Source organism: Pseudomonas sp. AFG_SD02_1510_Pfu_092 (assembly GCF_003331055.1).
Classification (GTDB): domain Bacteria; phylum Pseudomonadota; class Gammaproteobacteria; order Pseudomonadales; family Pseudomonadaceae; genus Aquipseudomonas.
Genome location: NZ_PUQD01000045.1, coordinates 1 through 16,498, shown reverse-complemented (window position 1 = coordinate 16,498; position 16,498 = coordinate 1). Strand labels below are relative to the sequence as shown.

At 64.9% G+C, this 16,498-nt stretch carries 14 protein-coding genes; 11 read left to right on the top strand and 3 right to left on the bottom strand.

What is annotated here, in order from left to right; translation table 11 throughout:
• Window positions 1–44 precede the first annotated feature (44 nt).
• Both C6A77_RS18020 and C6A77_RS18015 read left to right on the top strand, forming a co-directional pair.
• The gene (locus C6A77_RS18020; RefSeq protein ID WP_114170687.1) at window positions 45–590 is read left to right on the top strand and encodes a PadR family transcriptional regulator; all 546 of its coding nucleotides are present in this window, start codon (window positions 45–47) and stop codon (window positions 588–590) included.
• Window positions 583–1,344: a siderophore-interacting protein gene (locus tag C6A77_RS18015; protein ID WP_114170686.1), complete on the top strand. Its 762-nt coding sequence runs from the start codon at window positions 583–585 to the stop codon at window positions 1,342–1,344. Before C6A77_RS18020 ends, C6A77_RS18015 begins: the two co-directional genes overlap by 8 nt.
• Window positions 1,345–1,438: 94 nt before the next feature.
• On the opposite strand, the gene C6A77_RS18010 is transcribed toward C6A77_RS18015, so the two are convergent.
• Entirely contained in the window at window positions 1,439–2,068 is a 630-nt protein-coding gene (locus C6A77_RS18010; RefSeq protein ID WP_114170685.1) for a Pr6Pr family membrane protein, read from the bottom strand.
• Window position 2,069: 1 nt separating this feature from the next.
• A complete protein-coding gene (locus C6A77_RS18005; protein WP_003252112.1) occupies window positions 2,070–2,291 on the bottom strand; it encodes a VF530 family protein in 222 nt (73 codons plus the stop codon).
• 165 nt (window positions 2,292–2,456) lie between these two features.
• Between C6A77_RS18005 and C6A77_RS18000 the strand changes: the two genes are divergently transcribed.
• From C6A77_RS18000 to cmoB, 7 genes are all read left to right on the top strand, one after another.
• Window positions 2,457–4,517, top strand: coding sequence for a TonB-dependent receptor (locus C6A77_RS18000; RefSeq protein WP_114170684.1), 2,061 nt, complete (start codon window positions 2,457–2,459; stop codon window positions 4,515–4,517).
• A gap of 297 nt (window positions 4,518–4,814) precedes the next feature.
• Complete coding sequence (locus C6A77_RS17995) at window positions 4,815–6,149, top strand: carbohydrate porin (RefSeq protein ID WP_114170683.1); 1,335 nt, start codon at window positions 4,815–4,817, stop codon at window positions 6,147–6,149.
• A gap of 30 nt (window positions 6,150–6,179) precedes the next feature.
• Window positions 6,180–8,591 (top strand): glucose/quinate/shikimate family membrane-bound PQQ-dependent dehydrogenase, encoded by a 2,412-nt coding sequence (locus C6A77_RS17990; protein WP_114170682.1) that lies wholly within the window; start codon window positions 6,180–6,182, stop codon window positions 8,589–8,591.
• A 242-nt stretch (window positions 8,592–8,833) separates the two neighbouring features.
• A complete protein-coding gene (lon, locus tag C6A77_RS17985; RefSeq protein ID WP_114170681.1) occupies window positions 8,834–11,254 on the top strand; it encodes an endopeptidase La in 2,421 nt (806 codons plus the stop codon).
• A 170-nt stretch (window positions 11,255–11,424) separates the two neighbouring features.
• A complete protein-coding gene (locus C6A77_RS17980; RefSeq protein WP_114170680.1) occupies window positions 11,425–11,817 on the top strand; it encodes a protease inhibitor I42 family protein in 393 nt (130 codons plus the stop codon).
• Between the two features lie 106 nt (window positions 11,818–11,923).
• Window positions 11,924–12,667, top strand: a complete 744-nt coding sequence (gene cmoA, locus C6A77_RS17975) for a carboxy-S-adenosyl-L-methionine synthase CmoA (protein ID WP_114170679.1) — start codon at window positions 11,924–11,926, stop codon at window positions 12,665–12,667.
• Window positions 12,664–13,620 carry a tRNA 5-methoxyuridine(34)/uridine 5-oxyacetic acid(34) synthase CmoB gene (gene cmoB / locus C6A77_RS17970; protein WP_114170678.1) on the top strand — a complete coding sequence of 319 codons (957 nt, stop codon included), beginning with the start codon at window positions 12,664–12,666 and terminating at the stop codon, window positions 13,618–13,620. Before cmoA ends, cmoB begins: the two co-directional genes overlap by 4 nt.
• Window positions 13,621–13,690: 70 nt before the next feature.
• Here the strand turns inward: cmoB and C6A77_RS17965 are convergent, their stop codons facing one another.
• Window positions 13,691–13,894, bottom strand: a complete 204-nt coding sequence (locus C6A77_RS17965) for a hypothetical protein (RefSeq protein WP_114170677.1) — start codon at window positions 13,892–13,894, stop codon at window positions 13,691–13,693.
• Window positions 13,895–14,238: 344 nt separating this feature from the next.
• Here C6A77_RS17965 and C6A77_RS17960 point away from each other — a divergent pair, with 344 nt between their 5' ends.
• A complete protein-coding gene (locus C6A77_RS17960; protein WP_114170676.1) occupies window positions 14,239–14,913 on the top strand; it encodes a heavy metal response regulator transcription factor in 675 nt (224 codons plus the stop codon).
• Window positions 14,910–16,292: a heavy metal sensor histidine kinase gene (locus tag C6A77_RS17955; protein WP_114170675.1), complete on the top strand. Its 1,383-nt coding sequence runs from the start codon at window positions 14,910–14,912 to the stop codon at window positions 16,290–16,292. The genes C6A77_RS17960 and C6A77_RS17955 overlap by 4 nt, the downstream gene beginning before the upstream one ends.
• Window positions 16,293–16,498: the final 206 nt, after the last annotated feature.

The window sequence follows — 16,498 nt, the reverse complement described above, 5'->3', positions numbered from 1 at the left end:
AGTAATATCTCACGATATATCGCAAACGACGGAGCCCTGTTCCCATGCGTGAACATACCCCCCATGATCCCTTCGAGCGGCGCCCTGGCCGTGGTGAACGCGGCCCCCGCGTGTTCGCCCCCGGCGACCTCAAGTTGCTGATGCTGGCCATGCTCGCCGAGCAGCCCGGCCACGGCTACGACCTGATCCGCCAGATCGAAAACCTGTTCGACGGCAGCTACAGCCCGAGCCCCGGGGTGGTCTACCCCACCCTCAACTTCCTCGAGGAGGCCGAGCTGATCAGCGGCCAGGTGCAGGGCAGCAAACGCCTGTATGCCATCACCGCAGCCGGCCGCACCGCGCTGGCCGAACAGGCCGTTGCGCTGGATGGCGTACGCATGCGCATCGAAGTCAGCAAGCGTGCGTTGCGCGGCCACGACCGCCCGCCAGAGATTCATGAGGCGGTCGGTAACCTGCGTCATGCACTGCACATGCACAGCGGCCGCTGGACGGCGGACGAAATCGAGCGGGTCCGTGACCTGCTCAACCATACCGCCAAGGCCATCGCCTCCGGGCCGGCCGAACCTGTCAGGGAGACACCCCATGAGTGACACCATTCACCGCGTCAACCACGAGATCCGCCAGCGCCGCCTGCAGGTGCTGCGGGTTACCCAGCTGACCCCACGCATGCGCCGCATCACCCTCGGGGGTGAAGAGCTGCAAGGCTTCACCAGCGTAGGCAGCGACGACCATATCAAGCTGCTGTTCGCTGAAACGCCGGAGCAGCAGCAGGCCATCGACGCCCGTAACCTGGGGCGGGACGCTGGTGTGCGACCGACCATGCGCGAATACACGCCACGGCGCATCGATCTGGCGGCCAACGAGCTGGATATCGACTTCGTTTTGCACGGCGACGGCCCTGCTTCTACCTGGGCTGCCCAGGCTGCGCCCGGGCAAACCCTGGACATCGCCGGGCCGCGAGCATCGACGGTGGTGCCGGATATTTTCGACAGTTACCTGCTGATTGGTGACGAGACGGCTATTCCCGCGATTGGCCGCCGGCTGGAGGAATTGCCCGCTGGCCGCCAGGTGTTGGCGGTGATCCAGATCGAGGACGAACAGGAGCGGCAGCCGCTGCCGAGCAAGGCACAGGTAGAAGTGATCTGGGTACGTCGTCAACGGGAAGACTTGTTGGCATGGGTGAAGAACCTGACCTTGCCGCAAGGCCGGGTGTACGGCTGGGTGGCGCTGGAAAAAGCCCTCTCCCGCCAGGCCAAGGCGCTGTTGCTGGAGAAAGGCGTGCCTGAGGATGCGCTGAAGGCCGTGGCCTACTGGCGTGCCGACGGAACTGCGGACGACGAATGATTGTTTTTGCTGCCCGGGGCCTCTTCGCGGGTAAACCCGCTCCCACAAGGACGGCGCTGTTCCTGAGGGCAGCGCAGTCCCTGCGGGAGCGGGCTTACCCGCGAATGAGGCGCCACCGATCCAGCCCCAGCAGCACCAGCCCGATTCCCCAGAACCCCGCCAGCACCCCCAGGGCATTGAGCAACACCTGTTCATACCCCAGGCTCGCCACATCAATGAACGGGTAGGCATACACGCCGATCTCGTTCCCCCGCCACAGCGCGTAGGCAAAGTACACCGCCGGGTACAACGCCCAGGCCAGCAAGTGCCGTAGCCGCAACCTGCCCTTGGGCACCTCGCACCACCAATACACGGCGAACAGCACGGGCATCACATCGTGCAGCAACTCGTCCGCCAGCCATTGCCAGCCCTGCGGTTGCCACAGGTGGCGCAGTAACACGCTGTAAGCCAGCGCCACCAGCACGATGCTGGTAGCCACCGCCGAGCTGACCGAGGGCGAAAGGAAAAAGCGTTTGCCAGCCCCGTCCCGACCAAACGCCGCATAACTCAGCACCGTCGCCACCAAGGTATTGGTCAGCACGGTGAAATAGCCGAATACGTTGATCAGGCCGCCGATCAGGCTGGCCTGTTCCTGCCAGCGCGCCAGCAGCACCAGGTACACCTGCACGGTCAGGCCGAACCAGCCCAGCACGGCCATGCCGGTCAGCCAGGGGCGGCGCGGCATGTCAGGCCTGGCGCTGCAATTTCACGTACAGCTGCTCGACTTTCTCCCGTGCCCACGGCGTCTTGCGCAGGAAGGTCAGGCTCGACTTGATGGTCGGGTTGCTTTTGAAGCAGCGCACATCGATGCGCTCGGCCAGGCCCTGCCATTGGTAGTGCGCCACCAGCTCGGTAAGGATCTGTTCGAGGGTCTTGCCGTGCAGCGCATTGTGTTGGGCCGTGCTCATGCCAGTGCTCCGTGGGAAAGATGCGCACCTTACACGAGTGTAGTGCCGGGTGGGATCAGGCGTGTCGACAGAAAAACCGCTGGCCAGGCGCAAAACCTCTGTGCTGAAATAGCGATGTTATATTGTAACAATACAAATGCCTCTGCCAAGGAACGCCCCACTCCCATGCTGTACGCACCGCTTCGCCTTTCTCCTCTCGCCGTCGCGCTCTGCCTGGCTGCCTCACCCAGCAACGCCGTGGAACTCGAACCCCAGGTCATCACCGCCAACCCTTTGGGCAGCCGCCAGCTGGCAACGCCCAGCAGCGTGCTCGAAGGCGATAACCTGTTGCACCAGCAGCATGGCAGCCTGGGTGAAACCCTGAACAAACAACCCGGCGTCGCCTCCACCTGGTTCGGCCCTGGCGCCAGCCGGCCGGTCATCCGGGGCCTGGACGGCGACCGCATTCGCATCCTGCGCAATGGCGTGGGCGCCCTCGACGCGTCGTCGCTGTCCTACGACCATGCCGTGCCGCTGGACCCGGTCACCGTCGAGCGCATCGAGATCGTCCGTGGCCCGGCGGCCCTGCTCTATGGTGGCAACGCCATTGGCGGCGTGGTCAATACGTTCGATAACCGCATCCCCGACGCCCCGATCGAGGGTATCCAGGGCGCCGGTGAACTGCGCTACGGCGGCGCCGACACCACCCGCAGCAGCGCTGGCAAACTGGAGGCCGGCAACGGTGCGTTCGCGCTGCACCTGGACGCCAACAGCCGCCAGTTCAATGACCTGCACATCCCCGGTTATGCCCGCAGCGCCAAGGTGCGTGATGCCGACGAACCCGGCAGCAAACATCGCCTGGAAAACAGCGACGGCCGTCAGGACGGTGGCGCGGTGGGCGCTGCCTACCATTGGGACCAGGGTTACGCCGGCCTTTCGTACAGCCGCTACGACAGCAACTATGGTTCGGTGGCCGAGCCCGGTGTGCGCCTGGACATGCAGCAGGACCACTACGCCTTCGCCTCCGAACTACGCGACCTGGACGGCCCGTTCAGCTCGGTCAAGGTCGATGCCGGCTACACCGACTATGAACACCGTGAAATCGAGGGAGGCGAGGTCCACACCACCTTCCGCAACAAAGGCTATGAGGCGCGCATCGAAGCCCGCCACCAACCGCTCGGGCCGCTGCAAGGGGTGATCGGCGCGCAGGTCAGTCGCAACGCGTTTTCTGCGCTGGGCGAGGAAGCCTTCGTGCCGCACACCAACAGCGACAGCCTGGCGCTGTTCATGCTGGAGCAGTGGCAGGCCACCGAGCGCCTGAACCTGAGCCTGGGCGCACGCCTGGAACACACCCGCGTCGACCCGGATGCCAAGGGCAACGAAAACTTCGCCGACGCCGACAGCGCCAGCAGCTTCAACGTCTTCAGTCTGTCGTCGGGGGCGGTGTACCAACTCGACCCGATCTGGTCGCTGGCCGCCAACCTCGGTTACACCGAGCGCGCGCCGACCTTCTACGAGCTGTACGCCAACGGCGCGCATGTGGCTACCGGGGCCTTTGAGGTCGGCGACGCCAGCCTGAACAAGGAAAAGGCGATTTCCACCGATTTGGCGCTGCGCTTCGACAACGGCACGCACAAAGGCAGTGTCGGGGTGTTTTACAGCCACTTTCGCAACTACATCGGCCTGATCGGCACGGGCAACGTGCGCGAGGGCGGGCATGATCACGGCCATGACGAGGATGACCACGAGCACGACCACGATCATGATCATGATCACGGCGGCCTGCCGGAGTACCAGTACCAGGGCGTGCGGGCGCGCTTCTATGGCATCGAGGCCCAGGACCGCTGGCAACTGGTCGAGAACCGCTACGGCAGCTTTGCGCTGGAACTGTCCGCCGACTACACTCGGGCGAAAAACCTCGACAGTGGCGAGCCGCTGCCACGCATCGCCCCGCTGCGCCTGAACAGCGGCCTGGTCTGGGAGCGCGACCGCTGGCAGGCGCGGGTCGATGTGCAGCACGCCGCATCGCAGCGGCGCACGCCGGCCAACGAGACCGGCACCGATGGCTACACCACCTTGGGGGCGAGCGTTGGCTACCGCTTCGACATCGGCCAGAGCCAGTGGCTGGCGTTCGTGCGAGGCGAGAACCTGACGGACCAGACGGTACGCTATGCCAGCTCGATCCTGCGCGATGTTGCACCGGCGCCAGGGCGAAGTGTGGAAGTGGGGCTGCGTACCACCTTCTGATCTGACGCGATCCCTGTGGGAGCGGGTTTACCCGCGAATGCGATGCTAGGGCCGACGCCCCATTCGCGGGTGAACCCGCTCCCACATTCCTCTTCTGTCCTCCCGATACCTGTACTGTTACCGGAAAAGCAACAATCCACTGCGACAATTTGTCTTTTTTTCTTACAACTTCCCCTATATCCTCCCCGCCGCAAGCTGAATCGCTTCACTGCAACCCTATCGTCGCCATATCCATTGAAGGCCCAGCCCTTCGATGCGCTTGCCGTTTATTCAACAATCAAAAGATAGCGCTATCTCATGTTCCAACTGCCCAAAACCTGTTACATCGGTCTTGCCCTCAGTGCCCTGGCGACTTCGGCCAGCGCCAGCGAAATGTTCGCCAGCGACTCCCCGTGGATGCTCGGCGACTGGGGTGGCACCCGCAGCGAACTGCTGGAAAAAGGCTACGACTTCACCTTCGGTTACACCGGCGAGATGGGCAGCAACCTGCACGGTGGCTACGACCACGACCGCACCGCGCGCTACAGCGACCAGTTCACCTTCGGCAGCCACCTGGATCTGCAGAAGATCCTCGGCTGGCACGACACCGAACTGCAACTGACCATTACCGAGCGCCACGGCGACAACATCAGCAACGACCGCATCAACGACCCGCGTGTCGGCGGCTTCACCTCAGCCCAGGAGGTGTGGGGCCGTGGCGAAACCTGGCGGCTGACCCAGCTGTGGATCAAACAGAAGTACTTCGACGGCGCGCTGGATGTGAAATTCGGCCGTTTCGGCGAAGGCGAGGACTTCAACAGCTTCCCCTGCGACTTCCAGAACCTGGCCTTCTGCGGCTCGCAGGTGGGTAACTGGGTGGGGGGCATCTGGTACAACTGGCCGGTCAGCCAGTGGGCCCTGCGCGTGCGCTACAACCTCAGCGACACGCTGTATGCCCAGGTCGGGGTGTTCGAGCAGAACCCCTCCAACCTGGAATCGGGCAATGGCTTCAAGCTCAGCGGCAGCGGTACCCAGGGCGCGGTAATGCCGATCGAACTGGTATGGAGCCCGCGCATCCAACAGCTGAAAGGGGAATATCGCCTCGGCTACTACTACAGTAATGCCAAAGCGCAGGATGTTCTCAAGGACAGCAACGGGCAGCCGGCAGCCCTCAGCGGCGCCGCCTACCGCAGTAGCTCGAGCAAGCACGGCATGTGGTTTGGCGCCCAGCAGCAGGTGACTTCGCTGGCCTCTGACCAGTCGCGTGGCCTGAGCCTGTTCGCCAACGCCACGGTGCACGACAAGAAGACCAATGCCATCGACAACTATGTGCAGGCAGGACTGGTATACAAGGGGCTCTTCGACGCCCGCGCCAAGGACGACATCGGTTTCGCCCTGGCCCGTGTGCACGTCAACCCTGGCTACCGCAAGAACGCCCGCCTGGCCAACCAGGCCGCCGGCCTCGACGACTATGACAACCCCGGTTTCCTGCCGGTGCAGGACACCGAATACAGCGCCGAGCTGTACTACGGCATCCACCTGGCCGACTGGCTCACGGTACGCCCCAACCTGCAGTACATCCGCCACCCGGGCGGGGTGTCGCAGGTCGATGGCGCCCTGATCGGCGGCCTGAAGATCCAGAGCAGTTTCTAAACCCCTTTTTGACCTGACGGAGAACCTACGATGAGCACTGAAGGTGCCAACAATGGAAGCCGCTGGCTACCGCGCCTGATCGGCGCGCTGCTGTTGCTGATGGGCCTGGCCCTGCTGGCTGGCGGCATCAAGCTGAGCCAGCTGGGCGGATCGCTGTACTACCTGATCGCCGGCATCGGCTTTGCCCTGTCGGGCATCCTGCTGCTGGCCCAGCGCCGCATCGCTCTGGGCCTGTACGGCCTGGTACTGCTGGGCAGCACCGTGTGGGCGCTGCTCGAAGTGGGCCTGGACTGGTGGCAACTGGTACCACGCCTGGCCATCTGGTTCGCCATCGGCGTGGTGCTGCTGCTGCCCTGGGCACGCCGCCCGCTGATTGGCCCGGCCAGCAAGGCCAACACTGCGCTGCTCGGCGTTGCAGTGGTCGCTTCCGGCGCCTGCGCCCTGGGCAGCCAGTTCACCCACCCCGGTGAAGTGTTCGGCGAACTGGGCCGCGAAAGCAGCGAAATGGCCAGTGCCGCGCCCGCCATGCCGGACGGCGAATGGCAGGCCTACGGCCGTACCGAGCATGGCGACCGCTATTCGCCGCTGCGCCAGATCACCCCGCAGAATGCCTACCGCCTGGAAGAGGCCTGGCGTATTCGCACCGGTGACCTGCCGACCGAAAACGACCCGGTGGAGCTGACCAACCAGAACACCCCGCTGAAGGTCAACGGCATGCTCTATGCCTGCACAGCGCACAGCCGCCTGCTGGCCCTGGACCCGGACACCGGCGCCGAAATCTGGCGCTTCGACCCGCAGGTCAAGAGCCCGGTCGGCACCTTCAAAGGCTTCGCCCACATGACCTGCCGTGGTGTTTCGTACTACGACGAAAACCGCTACGTCAGCCGCGACGGCAGCCCGGCGCCGAAAATCACCGACGCCGGCCAGGCCGTGGCCCAGGCGTGCCCACGTCGCCTTTACCTGCCCACCGCTGACGCCCGCCTGATCGCCATCAACGCCGACAACGGCAAGGTCTGCGAAGGCTTCGCCAACCAGGGCGTGATCGACCTGACCACCGGCATCGGCCCGTTCACCGCTGGCGGCTATTACTCCACCTCGCCTGCGGCGATCACCCGTGACCTGGTGATCATCGGCGGCCATGTCACCGACAACGAGTCGACCAACGAGCCATCCGGCGTGATCCGCGCCTATGACGTGCACGATGGCCACCTGGTGTGGAACTGGGACAGCAACAACCCGGACGACACCAAACCACTGGCCGCCGGCAAGCTGTACAGCCGCAATTCGGCCAACATGTGGTCGATCGCCAGCGTCGATGAAGACCTCGGCATGATCTACCTGCCACTGGGCAACCAGACCCCCGACCAGTGGGGCGCCGACCGCACCCCAGGCGCCGAGAAGTACAGCGCCGGCGTGGTCGCCCTGGACCTGGCTACCGGCAAGGCGCGCTGGAACTACCAGTTCACCCACCACGACCTGTGGGACATGGACGTTGGTAGCCAGCCGACCCTGGTCCACCTGAAGACCGACGACGGTGTGAAACCGGCGATCATCGTGCCGACCAAGCAAGGCAGCCTGTACGTGCTCGACCGCCGCGACGGTACGCCGATCGTGCCGATCCGCGAAATCCCCACCCCGCAAGGCGCAGTGAAGGGTGATCGCACCTCGCCGACCCAGGCTCGCTCCGACCTCAACCTGCTCGGCCCTGAACTGACCGAACAAGCCATGTGGGGCGCCACGCCGTTCGACCAGATGCTGTGCCGCATCCAGTTCCGCGAGCTGCGTTACGAAGGCCAGTACACCCCGCCGTCCGAGCAAGGCTCGCTGGTCTACCCGGGTAACGTCGGGGTGTTCAACTGGGGCAGCGTGTCGGTCGACCCGGTACGCCAGCTGCTGTTCACCTCGCCCAACTACATGGCCTTTGTGTCGAAGATGGTCCCGCGTGAACAGGTTGCCGAAGGCAGCAAGCGCGAAAGCGAGACCAGCGGTGTGCAGCCGAACACCGGTGCCCCGTATGCAGTGACCATGCACCCGTTCATGTCGCCGCTGGGCGTACCGTGCCAGGCGCCGGCCTGGGGTTATGTCGCGGCCATCGACCTATTCACCAACAAAGTGGTGTGGAAGCACAAGAACGGCACTACCCGCGACAGCACGCCGGTACCGATCGGCCTGCCGGTCGGCGTGCCGAGCATGGGCGGCTCGATCGTCACCGCCGGTGGCGTCGGCTTCCTCAGCGGCACTCTGGACCAGTACCTGCGCGCCTATGACGTGAACAACGGCAAGGAACTGTGGAAAGCCCGCCTGCCAGCGGGTGGCCAGGCCACGCCAATGACCTACACCGGCAAGGACGGCAAGCAGTACGTGCTGGTGACTGCTGGCGGGCATGGCTCGCTGGGTACCCGGATGGGTGACTACATCATCGCGTACAAGCTGGCTGAGTAAAGCTGCCGAGCCCCTTCAGCGGGGCTCATTTACCTGTACCGGCCTCATCGCCGGCAAGCCAGCTCCCACAGGTACTCCACTGGCCTTGAAGTCAGTGGGTTACTTGTGGGAGCTGGCTTGCCGGCGATAGGGCCGGTACAGGCAACCGAAGATAACCCCCTTCCCCTGCTGCCTTCATCTACCATTGAAACCCATCCCCCTCCGCCCCATCTAAGCACCATAGTCATTCACGCAGGTGCCCCATGAGCGACCAGCAGGATTTCCCGGAACATCCCGACGAACACAGCGAAGTCGAACACACCACCCCCCAGGCCGAAACCGGCCACGCCCTCGCCCTGCCCGGCCAGCAACTGCCGGACAAGGTCTATGTGATCCCGATTCACAACCGCCCGTTCTTCCCGGCCCAGGTACTGCCGGTGATCGTCAATGAAGAGCCCTGGGCAGAAACCCTCGACCTCGTAGCCAAGTCGCCGGACCACTGCCTGGCGCTGTTCTTCATGGACACCCCGCCTGAAGACCACCGCCACTTCGACACCACGGCGCTGCCGCAATACGGCACGCTGGTGAAGGTGCACCACGCCAGCCGCGAAAACGGCAAGCTGCAGTTCGTTGCCCAGGGCCTGACCCGGGTACGCATCCGCACCTGGCTCAAGCACCATCGCCCGCCATACCTGGTCGAAGTCGAATACCCGCGCCAGCCGGCCGAGCCGACCGACGAGGTCAAGGCCTACGGCATGGCCCTGATCAATGCGATCAAGGAGCTGTTGCCGCTCAACCCGCTGTACAGCGAAGAACTGAAGAACTACCTCAACCGCTTCAGCCCCAACGACCCGTCGCCGCTCACCGACTTCGCCGCCGCCCTCACCTCGGCCACCGGCAGCCAGTTGCAGGAAGTGCTGGACTGCGTGCCCATGCTCAAACGCATGGAGAAAGTTCTGCCGATGCTGCGCAAGGAAGTCGAGGTCGCGCGCCTGCAAAACGAGATCTCGGCCGAGGTCAACCGGCAGATCGGCGAACACCAGCGCGAGTTCTTCCTCAAGGAACAACTCAAGGTCATCCAGCAGGAGCTGGGCCTGACCAAGGACGACCGCAGCGCCGACCTCGAGCAGTTCGAACAGCGCCTCGAAGGCAAGACCCTGCCGGACCAGGCGCGCAAGCGCATCGACGAGGAAATGGGCAAACTCGCCATCCTCGAAACCGGTTCGCCCGAATACGCCGTCACCCGCAACTACCTGGACTGGGCCACCGCCCTGCCCTGGGGCGTGTACGGCAAGGACAAGCTCGACCTCAAGCATGCGCGCAAGGTGCTCGACCAGCACCACGCCGGCCTCGACGACATCAAGGAGCGCATCCTCGAGTTCCTCGCCGTGGGCGCCTGGAAAGGCGAGATCAGCGGCTCGATCGTGCTGCTGGTGGGCCCGCCCGGGGTCGGCAAGACCAGCATCGGCAAGTCCATCGCCGAATCGCTCGGCCGGCCGTTCTACCGCTTCAGCGTCGGCGGCATGCGTGACGAAGCCGAGATCAAGGGCCACCGCCGCACCTACATCGGCGCCCAGCCCGGCAAGCTGGTGCAGGCGCTGAAGGACGTCGAAGTGATGAACCCGGTGATCATGCTCGACGAGATCGACAAGATGGGCCAGAGCTACCAGGGTGACCCGGCTTCGGCGCTGCTGGAAACCCTCGACCCGGAGCAGAACGTCGACTTCCTCGACCACTACCTCGACCTGCGCCTGGACCTGTCCAAGGTGCTGTTCGTCTGCACCGCCAACACCCTCGACTCGATCCCCGGGCCGTTGCTCGACCGCATGGAAGTGATCCGCCTGTCCGGCTACATCACCGAAGAGAAACTGGCCATCGCCAAGCGCCACCTGTGGCCCAAGCAGCTGGAAAAAGCCGGCGTGGCCAAGGCCAGCCTCGGCATCAGCGACAGCGCCCTGCGCACGGTGATCGAAGGCTATGCCCGCGAGGCCGGGGTGCGCCAACTGGAGAAGCAGTTGGGCAAGCTGGTGCGCAAGGCCGTGGTCAAACTGCTGGAAAACCCCGATGCCAAACTGAAGATCGGGCCCCGCGACCTGGAGGCCGCGCTCGGCATGCCGGTGTTCCGCAGCGAGCAGGTGCTGTCTGGCAAAGGCGTAATCACCGGGCTGGCCTGGACCAGCATGGGCGGCGCCACGTTACCGATCGAAGCCACCCGCATCCACACCCTCAACCGCGGCTTCAAGCTGACCGGCAAGCTGGGCGATGTGATGAAGGAGTCGGCCGAGATCGCCTACAGCTACGTCAGCTCCAACCTCAAGCAGTTTGGCGGTGACCCGGGCTTCTTCAACGAAGCCTTCATCCACTTGCATGTGCCCGAAGGCGCCACGCCCAAGGACGGCCCGAGTGCCGGCATCACCATGGCCAGCGCCCTGCTGTCGCTGGCCCGTGACCAGGCGCCGAAGAAGGGCGTGGCCATGACCGGCGAGCTGACCCTGACCGGCCAGGTACTGCCGATTGGCGGTGTGCGCGAGAAGGTGATTGCGGCGCGCCGGCAGAAAATCTTCGAACTGATCTTGCCGGAGCCTAACCGTGGCGATTACGAAGAACTGCCGGACTACTTGCGCGAAGGCCTGACCGTGCACTTTGCCAAACGCTTTGCCGACGTGGCGAAAGTGCTGTTCTAGCCAGCACTGGCCTCTTCGCGGGTAAACCCGCTCCCACAGGGATAGCGCAGGGCTTGAGCCCGGTGAGGTCCCTGTGGGAGCGGGTTTACCCGCGAAAGGGCCGTTACAGACAACACAAATCTCCCCGATCATCGGTTATCCTCAGGCCATCGCCAGCCTACGGAGCCAACATGACCGCCCCTCGTCTGCTCGTTCCCCTGAGCTTCGCCCTGCTTTCTGCCTGCGCCCAGCAGCCCACCCAGCCGGTTGCACTCGATGCCGAAAGCGAATGCCCGACGCACCTGCAGGTTGGCCAGACGCTGACCCTGACCCTGCCCAGCAACCCGTCCACCGGTTACCGCTGGCGGGTCGAAAACCCAGCCGCGAACGTGCTGCAAAGCCTCGGCCCGGAGGTGTACAGCGCCCCGGAAGAAGAAGATATGGTCGGCAGCGCCGGTGTCTCGACCTGGCGCTACCAGGCCAGTAGCAGCGGCGCTGGCCAGTTGGTGCTGGTCTACCAGCAGCCGTGGGCTGCAGATGTCGCCCCGGTACAGACGTTCGATTGCAAGATCATCGTCCGCTGAGCGCAGCGGCTGCGCCATGAACGCCCTGAGGCTGAAGCGCTGCCATGGCAAGAATCGTGGCCATTGGCTAAAATGCGCCTCCGTTTCACCCCGTATCGAGCCCGCCGTGAGCAAACAACCCGACCGCCTCTTCGCCCAGCCCCTGGAGCAGGTGCCCGACTTCGTCTTCAACGAGGACGTGGTGCGTGTGTTCCCGGACATGATCAAGCGCTCGGTGCCGGGCTACCCGACCATTGTCGAGAACCTCGGCGTGCTGGCCGCACGCTTCGCCCAGCCGCACACCGCGCTCTACGACCTGGGCGCATCACTGGGTGCCGTCAGCCAGTCGCTGCGCCGGCATGTACGCCGCGACGGCTGCAAGGTGGTGGCCGTGGACAACTCGGCGGCCATGGTCGAGCGTTGCCGTCAGTACCTCACTGCCCAGGACTCGATGTTCGAGGAATTGCTGCCGGTCCAGGTGCTGGAAGCCGACATCCTCGCCCTGCCCTTCGAGCCCGCCTCGGTAGTGGCGATGAACTTCACCCTGCAGTTCATCGCCCCCGACCAGCGCCTGGAGCTGCTCGGCCGCATCCGTCAGGCACTGTTGCCCGGTGGTGCGCTGATCCTCTCGGAAAAACTGCGCTTCACCGATGAGCAACAGCAGGTCCTGCTCAATGAACTGCACCTGGACTTCAAGCGGGCCAATGGCTACAGCGAACTGGAAATCGCCCAGAAGCGCAGCGCCATCGAAAACGTCATGCGGCCCGACACCCTCGAAGCCCACCAGGCGCGCCTGCGCGCTGCCGGTTTCTCGAAGGTGGTGCCCTGGTTCCAATGCCTTAACTTCGCCTCGTTGATAGCCCTGCCATGATCGATCTGTCCCCCCTCGTCCGCCGCTTGGCGGGCACGCCCCTGGCTTCCTGGTCGCAAGGCCTGCAAGCACAACTGGAAGCCAAGCTGGAGAAGGGCCACGGAGACCTCGACCGCTGGCGCGGTGCGCTGGAGGCGTTGCCCGCCTTGCAGCCAAGCGAAGTCGACCTGGTCAACGGGCTGCGCCTGGACTGCGATTGCGACGACGCGGTCCGCGCGCAGATGCGCCAGGCGCTGATGGGCTTGTCGCCCTGGCGCAAAGGGCCGTTCGACCTGTTTGGCGTGCATGTGGACACCGAATGGCGTTCGGACTGGAAATGGTCCCGGGTCGCCCCGCACCTGGACCTCAAGGGCAAGCGCGTGCTCGACGTCGGCTGCGGCAATGGCTACTACCAGTGGCGCATGCTCGGTGCCGGCGCCGACATGGTCATTGGCGTGGACCCGAACTGGTTGTTCTTCTGCCAGTTCCAGGCCGTGCAGCAGTACCTGCCCGAGCTGCCCGCCTGGCACCTGCCGTTCGCCCTGGAGGAGCTGCCTGCCAACCTCGAAGGCTTCGACACGGTGTTTTCGATGGGGGTTTTCTACCATCGGCGCTCACCCATCGAGCACCTGCTGGCGCTCAAGGACTGCCTGGTCAAAGGCGGTGAACTGGTGCTGGAAACCCTGGTGATCGAGGGCGACGCAAACCAGGTGCTGGTACCGGAGGACCGCTACGCGCAAATGCGCAACGTCTGGTTCCTGCCGTCGGTGCCGGCGTTGGAGCGCTGGTTGCGGCGTGCCGGTTTCAGCGATGTGCGTTGCGTCGATGTCAGCGTGACCAGTGTCGAGGAACAGCGCAGCACCGAGTGGATGCGCTACCAGTCACTGGGCGACTTCCTCGACCCGAACGACCACAGCAAGACCGTCGAAGGCCTGCCAGCCCCGCGCCGCGCCACCCTGTTGGCGCGCAAATAAAAAAGGCGCCCGGCTGGGCGCCCGAATACACCGGCGGCGAGGAGCTGACGCGCCACCGGTGCTGTACCCGTCAATCCTTGGCCAGTTCGCGGGCCTTTTCCTGCGCTTTGCGCTCGCGCTCGGCTACAGCCTGTTGCTTGTGCTCCTGCAGGCGCTGCTGGTCTTCGCGAAATGCTTGCCAGAACTGCCGGGAGCGCTCCGCACCGCCCTCGGCGTAAACACTGGCGCTGCCCAGGGCAAGGCTTGCCAACAGCAGGTATTTGCTCAGGTTCATCGTGGTTGCCTCGTGATAGCCGATCAGATGGCGCCATCCTAACGAGGGCTGGCTAACGGCAAGGTGAGGCGCAGATTACAGTCTTGCAATGTGGCCTTGTTTGGCCTGTTCGGGCCCTATCGCCGGCAAGCCAGCTCCCACACTGCACAGCTTTCAAACCCTGTGGTGATCCTGTGGGAGCTGGCTTGCCGGCGATAGGGCCCGAACAGACAGCCAGATAACGCCAGCATTACAAATCCGTTATCTGCGCCGCGCGCCCTTACTCATGCCGTAACATCCCGCCCCTTGACCCTGATGTCACTACAGGGTCGAGAATCACCCCCTTTCATTACACGAGCCCTCCAATGCGCCTACTGATCATCGAGGACGAACTGCGGACTGCCGATTACCTGCAACAGGGCCTGCGCGAAAACGGCTACGTGGTCGACTGCGCCCACACCGGCACCGACGGCCTGCACCTGGCCCGGCAACAGCCCTACGACCTGGTCATCCTCGACGTCAACCTGCCCGAACTCGATGGCTGGGCCGTGCTGCAGCGACTACGCGCCGAATCCGCCACGCGCATCATGATGCTCACCGCCCACGGCCGCCTGGCGGACCGGGTCAAGGGGCTGGACCTGGGCGCTGACGATTACCTGCTCAAACCGTTCGAGTTCCCTGAACTGCTGGCGCGCATCCGCACCCTGTTGCGCCGCAACGACCAGCAACTGCAGCCCAGCACCCTGCGCGTGGCCGACCTTGAGCTGGACCCCGGCCGCCACCGCGCCTACCGCGCCGGGCAGCGTATCGACCTGACCGCCAAGGAATTCGCCTTGCTGCACCTGCTGATGCGCCAGACCGGCGAAGTGCTGTCACGCACACAGATCATCTCGCTGGTGTGGGACATGAACTTCGACTGCGACACCAACGTGGTCGAGGTCTCGATCCGCCGCTTGCGGGCGAAGATCGACGACCCGTTCGACAACAAGCTGATCCACACCCTGCGTGGCGTCGGCTATGTGCTCGAGGCACGCTTTTGAACAACGCCAGCCTGTCGCTACGCCTGGGCCTGAGCGTGACGCTGATGGGTGCGGCGCTGGTGCTGCTGCTGGCCTGCCTGGCCGTGTTCGCCCTTGATCACGAACTGGACAACCGCGCACGCAAGGACCTTGCTCGCAAGATGCTGCAGGTCGAGCACAACCTGCGCGTCGACCTGCGTAGCGAAGACCTGGGGAGCCGCGCCCATCCCTTGCTCGACCTGGTGATGGGGCACGACAACCTCAGCCTCAGCGTGCTGGCCCTCGAGGCCCGTCACCCGCACCTGCTGAGCCTGGGGCCAGCGCTGGATGCGAGCGTCGGCGCGCTGCGCAGCGACGCTCGCCTGGCCTTTCATGCCTGGCGCGATAGCAAAGGCAACCAGATCCTTACCGCGACCCGGTTGATGCGCCTGCGCGACGACACCCCGGTCAGGGTGATGATGTCGCTCAACCGCGCCGACGACAACGCCCTGCTACAGGCCTACCTGCACTCCACATTGCTGGCGTTACCGCTGCTGTTGCTGTTGATCGGCGCTGGCGCCAGGTGGCTGACGCGGCGCGGCCTGAAGCCGTTGCGCCACTTCCGGCGCATTGCCGGGCAGGTGTCGGCGCAAGACCTGCAACATCGCCTGCCGGCAAGCGGCCTGCCGCTGGAACTGGCAGAGCTGGCCAGCAGCATCAACGTGATGCTCGATCGGCTCGATCAAGGGGTCAGCCAGCTGTCGCAGTTTTCCGACGACCTCGCCCACGAGCTGCGCACGCCCTTGAGCAACCTGATGGGCAAGGCGCAAGTGACCCTGGCCCGTGAACGGGACAATGCCAATTACCGCGAAGTGCTGGAAGACAGTATCGAAGAGCTGACCCGGCTCAACCGCATCATCAACGACATGCTGTTTCTTGCCCAGGTCAGCCAGCCGCAGACCCAGATCACGCTCAAGCCCCTGGCACTGGCCGACGAAACGGCGCGGGTGGTGGAACTGTTCGCCTGCAGCGCCGAGTTGAAAGCGGTTGCGCTGTGCGTTCAGGGCTGGGGCACGGCGGCGGCAGACCGGCTGATGTTTCAGCGGGCGCTGTCGAACCTGTTGAGCAATGCCATTCGGCACTGCCCTGAAGGCAAAACGGTGAATTTGCGTATCGAGCGCGTGGGCAACGAAGTTCGGCTTGCGGTGGAAAACCCGGGGCCTGGCATCGGCAAAGAGCACCAGCCGTACCTGTTCGAGCGCTTTTACCGGGTAGGCTCAGGGCGCTCGCGGCTGGAGGGCGGGACCGGGTTGGGGCTGGCGATCGTCAAGTCGATCATGCAGCTGCATGGCGGGCGGGTCGAAGTCAGCAGCAGCCCGTTGGGGCCTACCCGGTTTACCTTGGTGTTTGTTGCCGAATGATCCTTCGCCTGTGCCGGGGGGGGGGGGGGGGGGGGGGGGGGGGGGGGGCCCGCCGGGGCGGGCCCGGGGGGGGGGGGGGGGGGGGGGGGGGGGCGCCGGGGGGGGGGAGCGGGGGGGGGGGGGGGGGGGGGGGGGGGGGGGGGGGGGGGGCGGCGGGGGGGGGGGGGGGGGGGGGGGGGGGGGGGGGGGGGGGGGGGGGGGGGGGG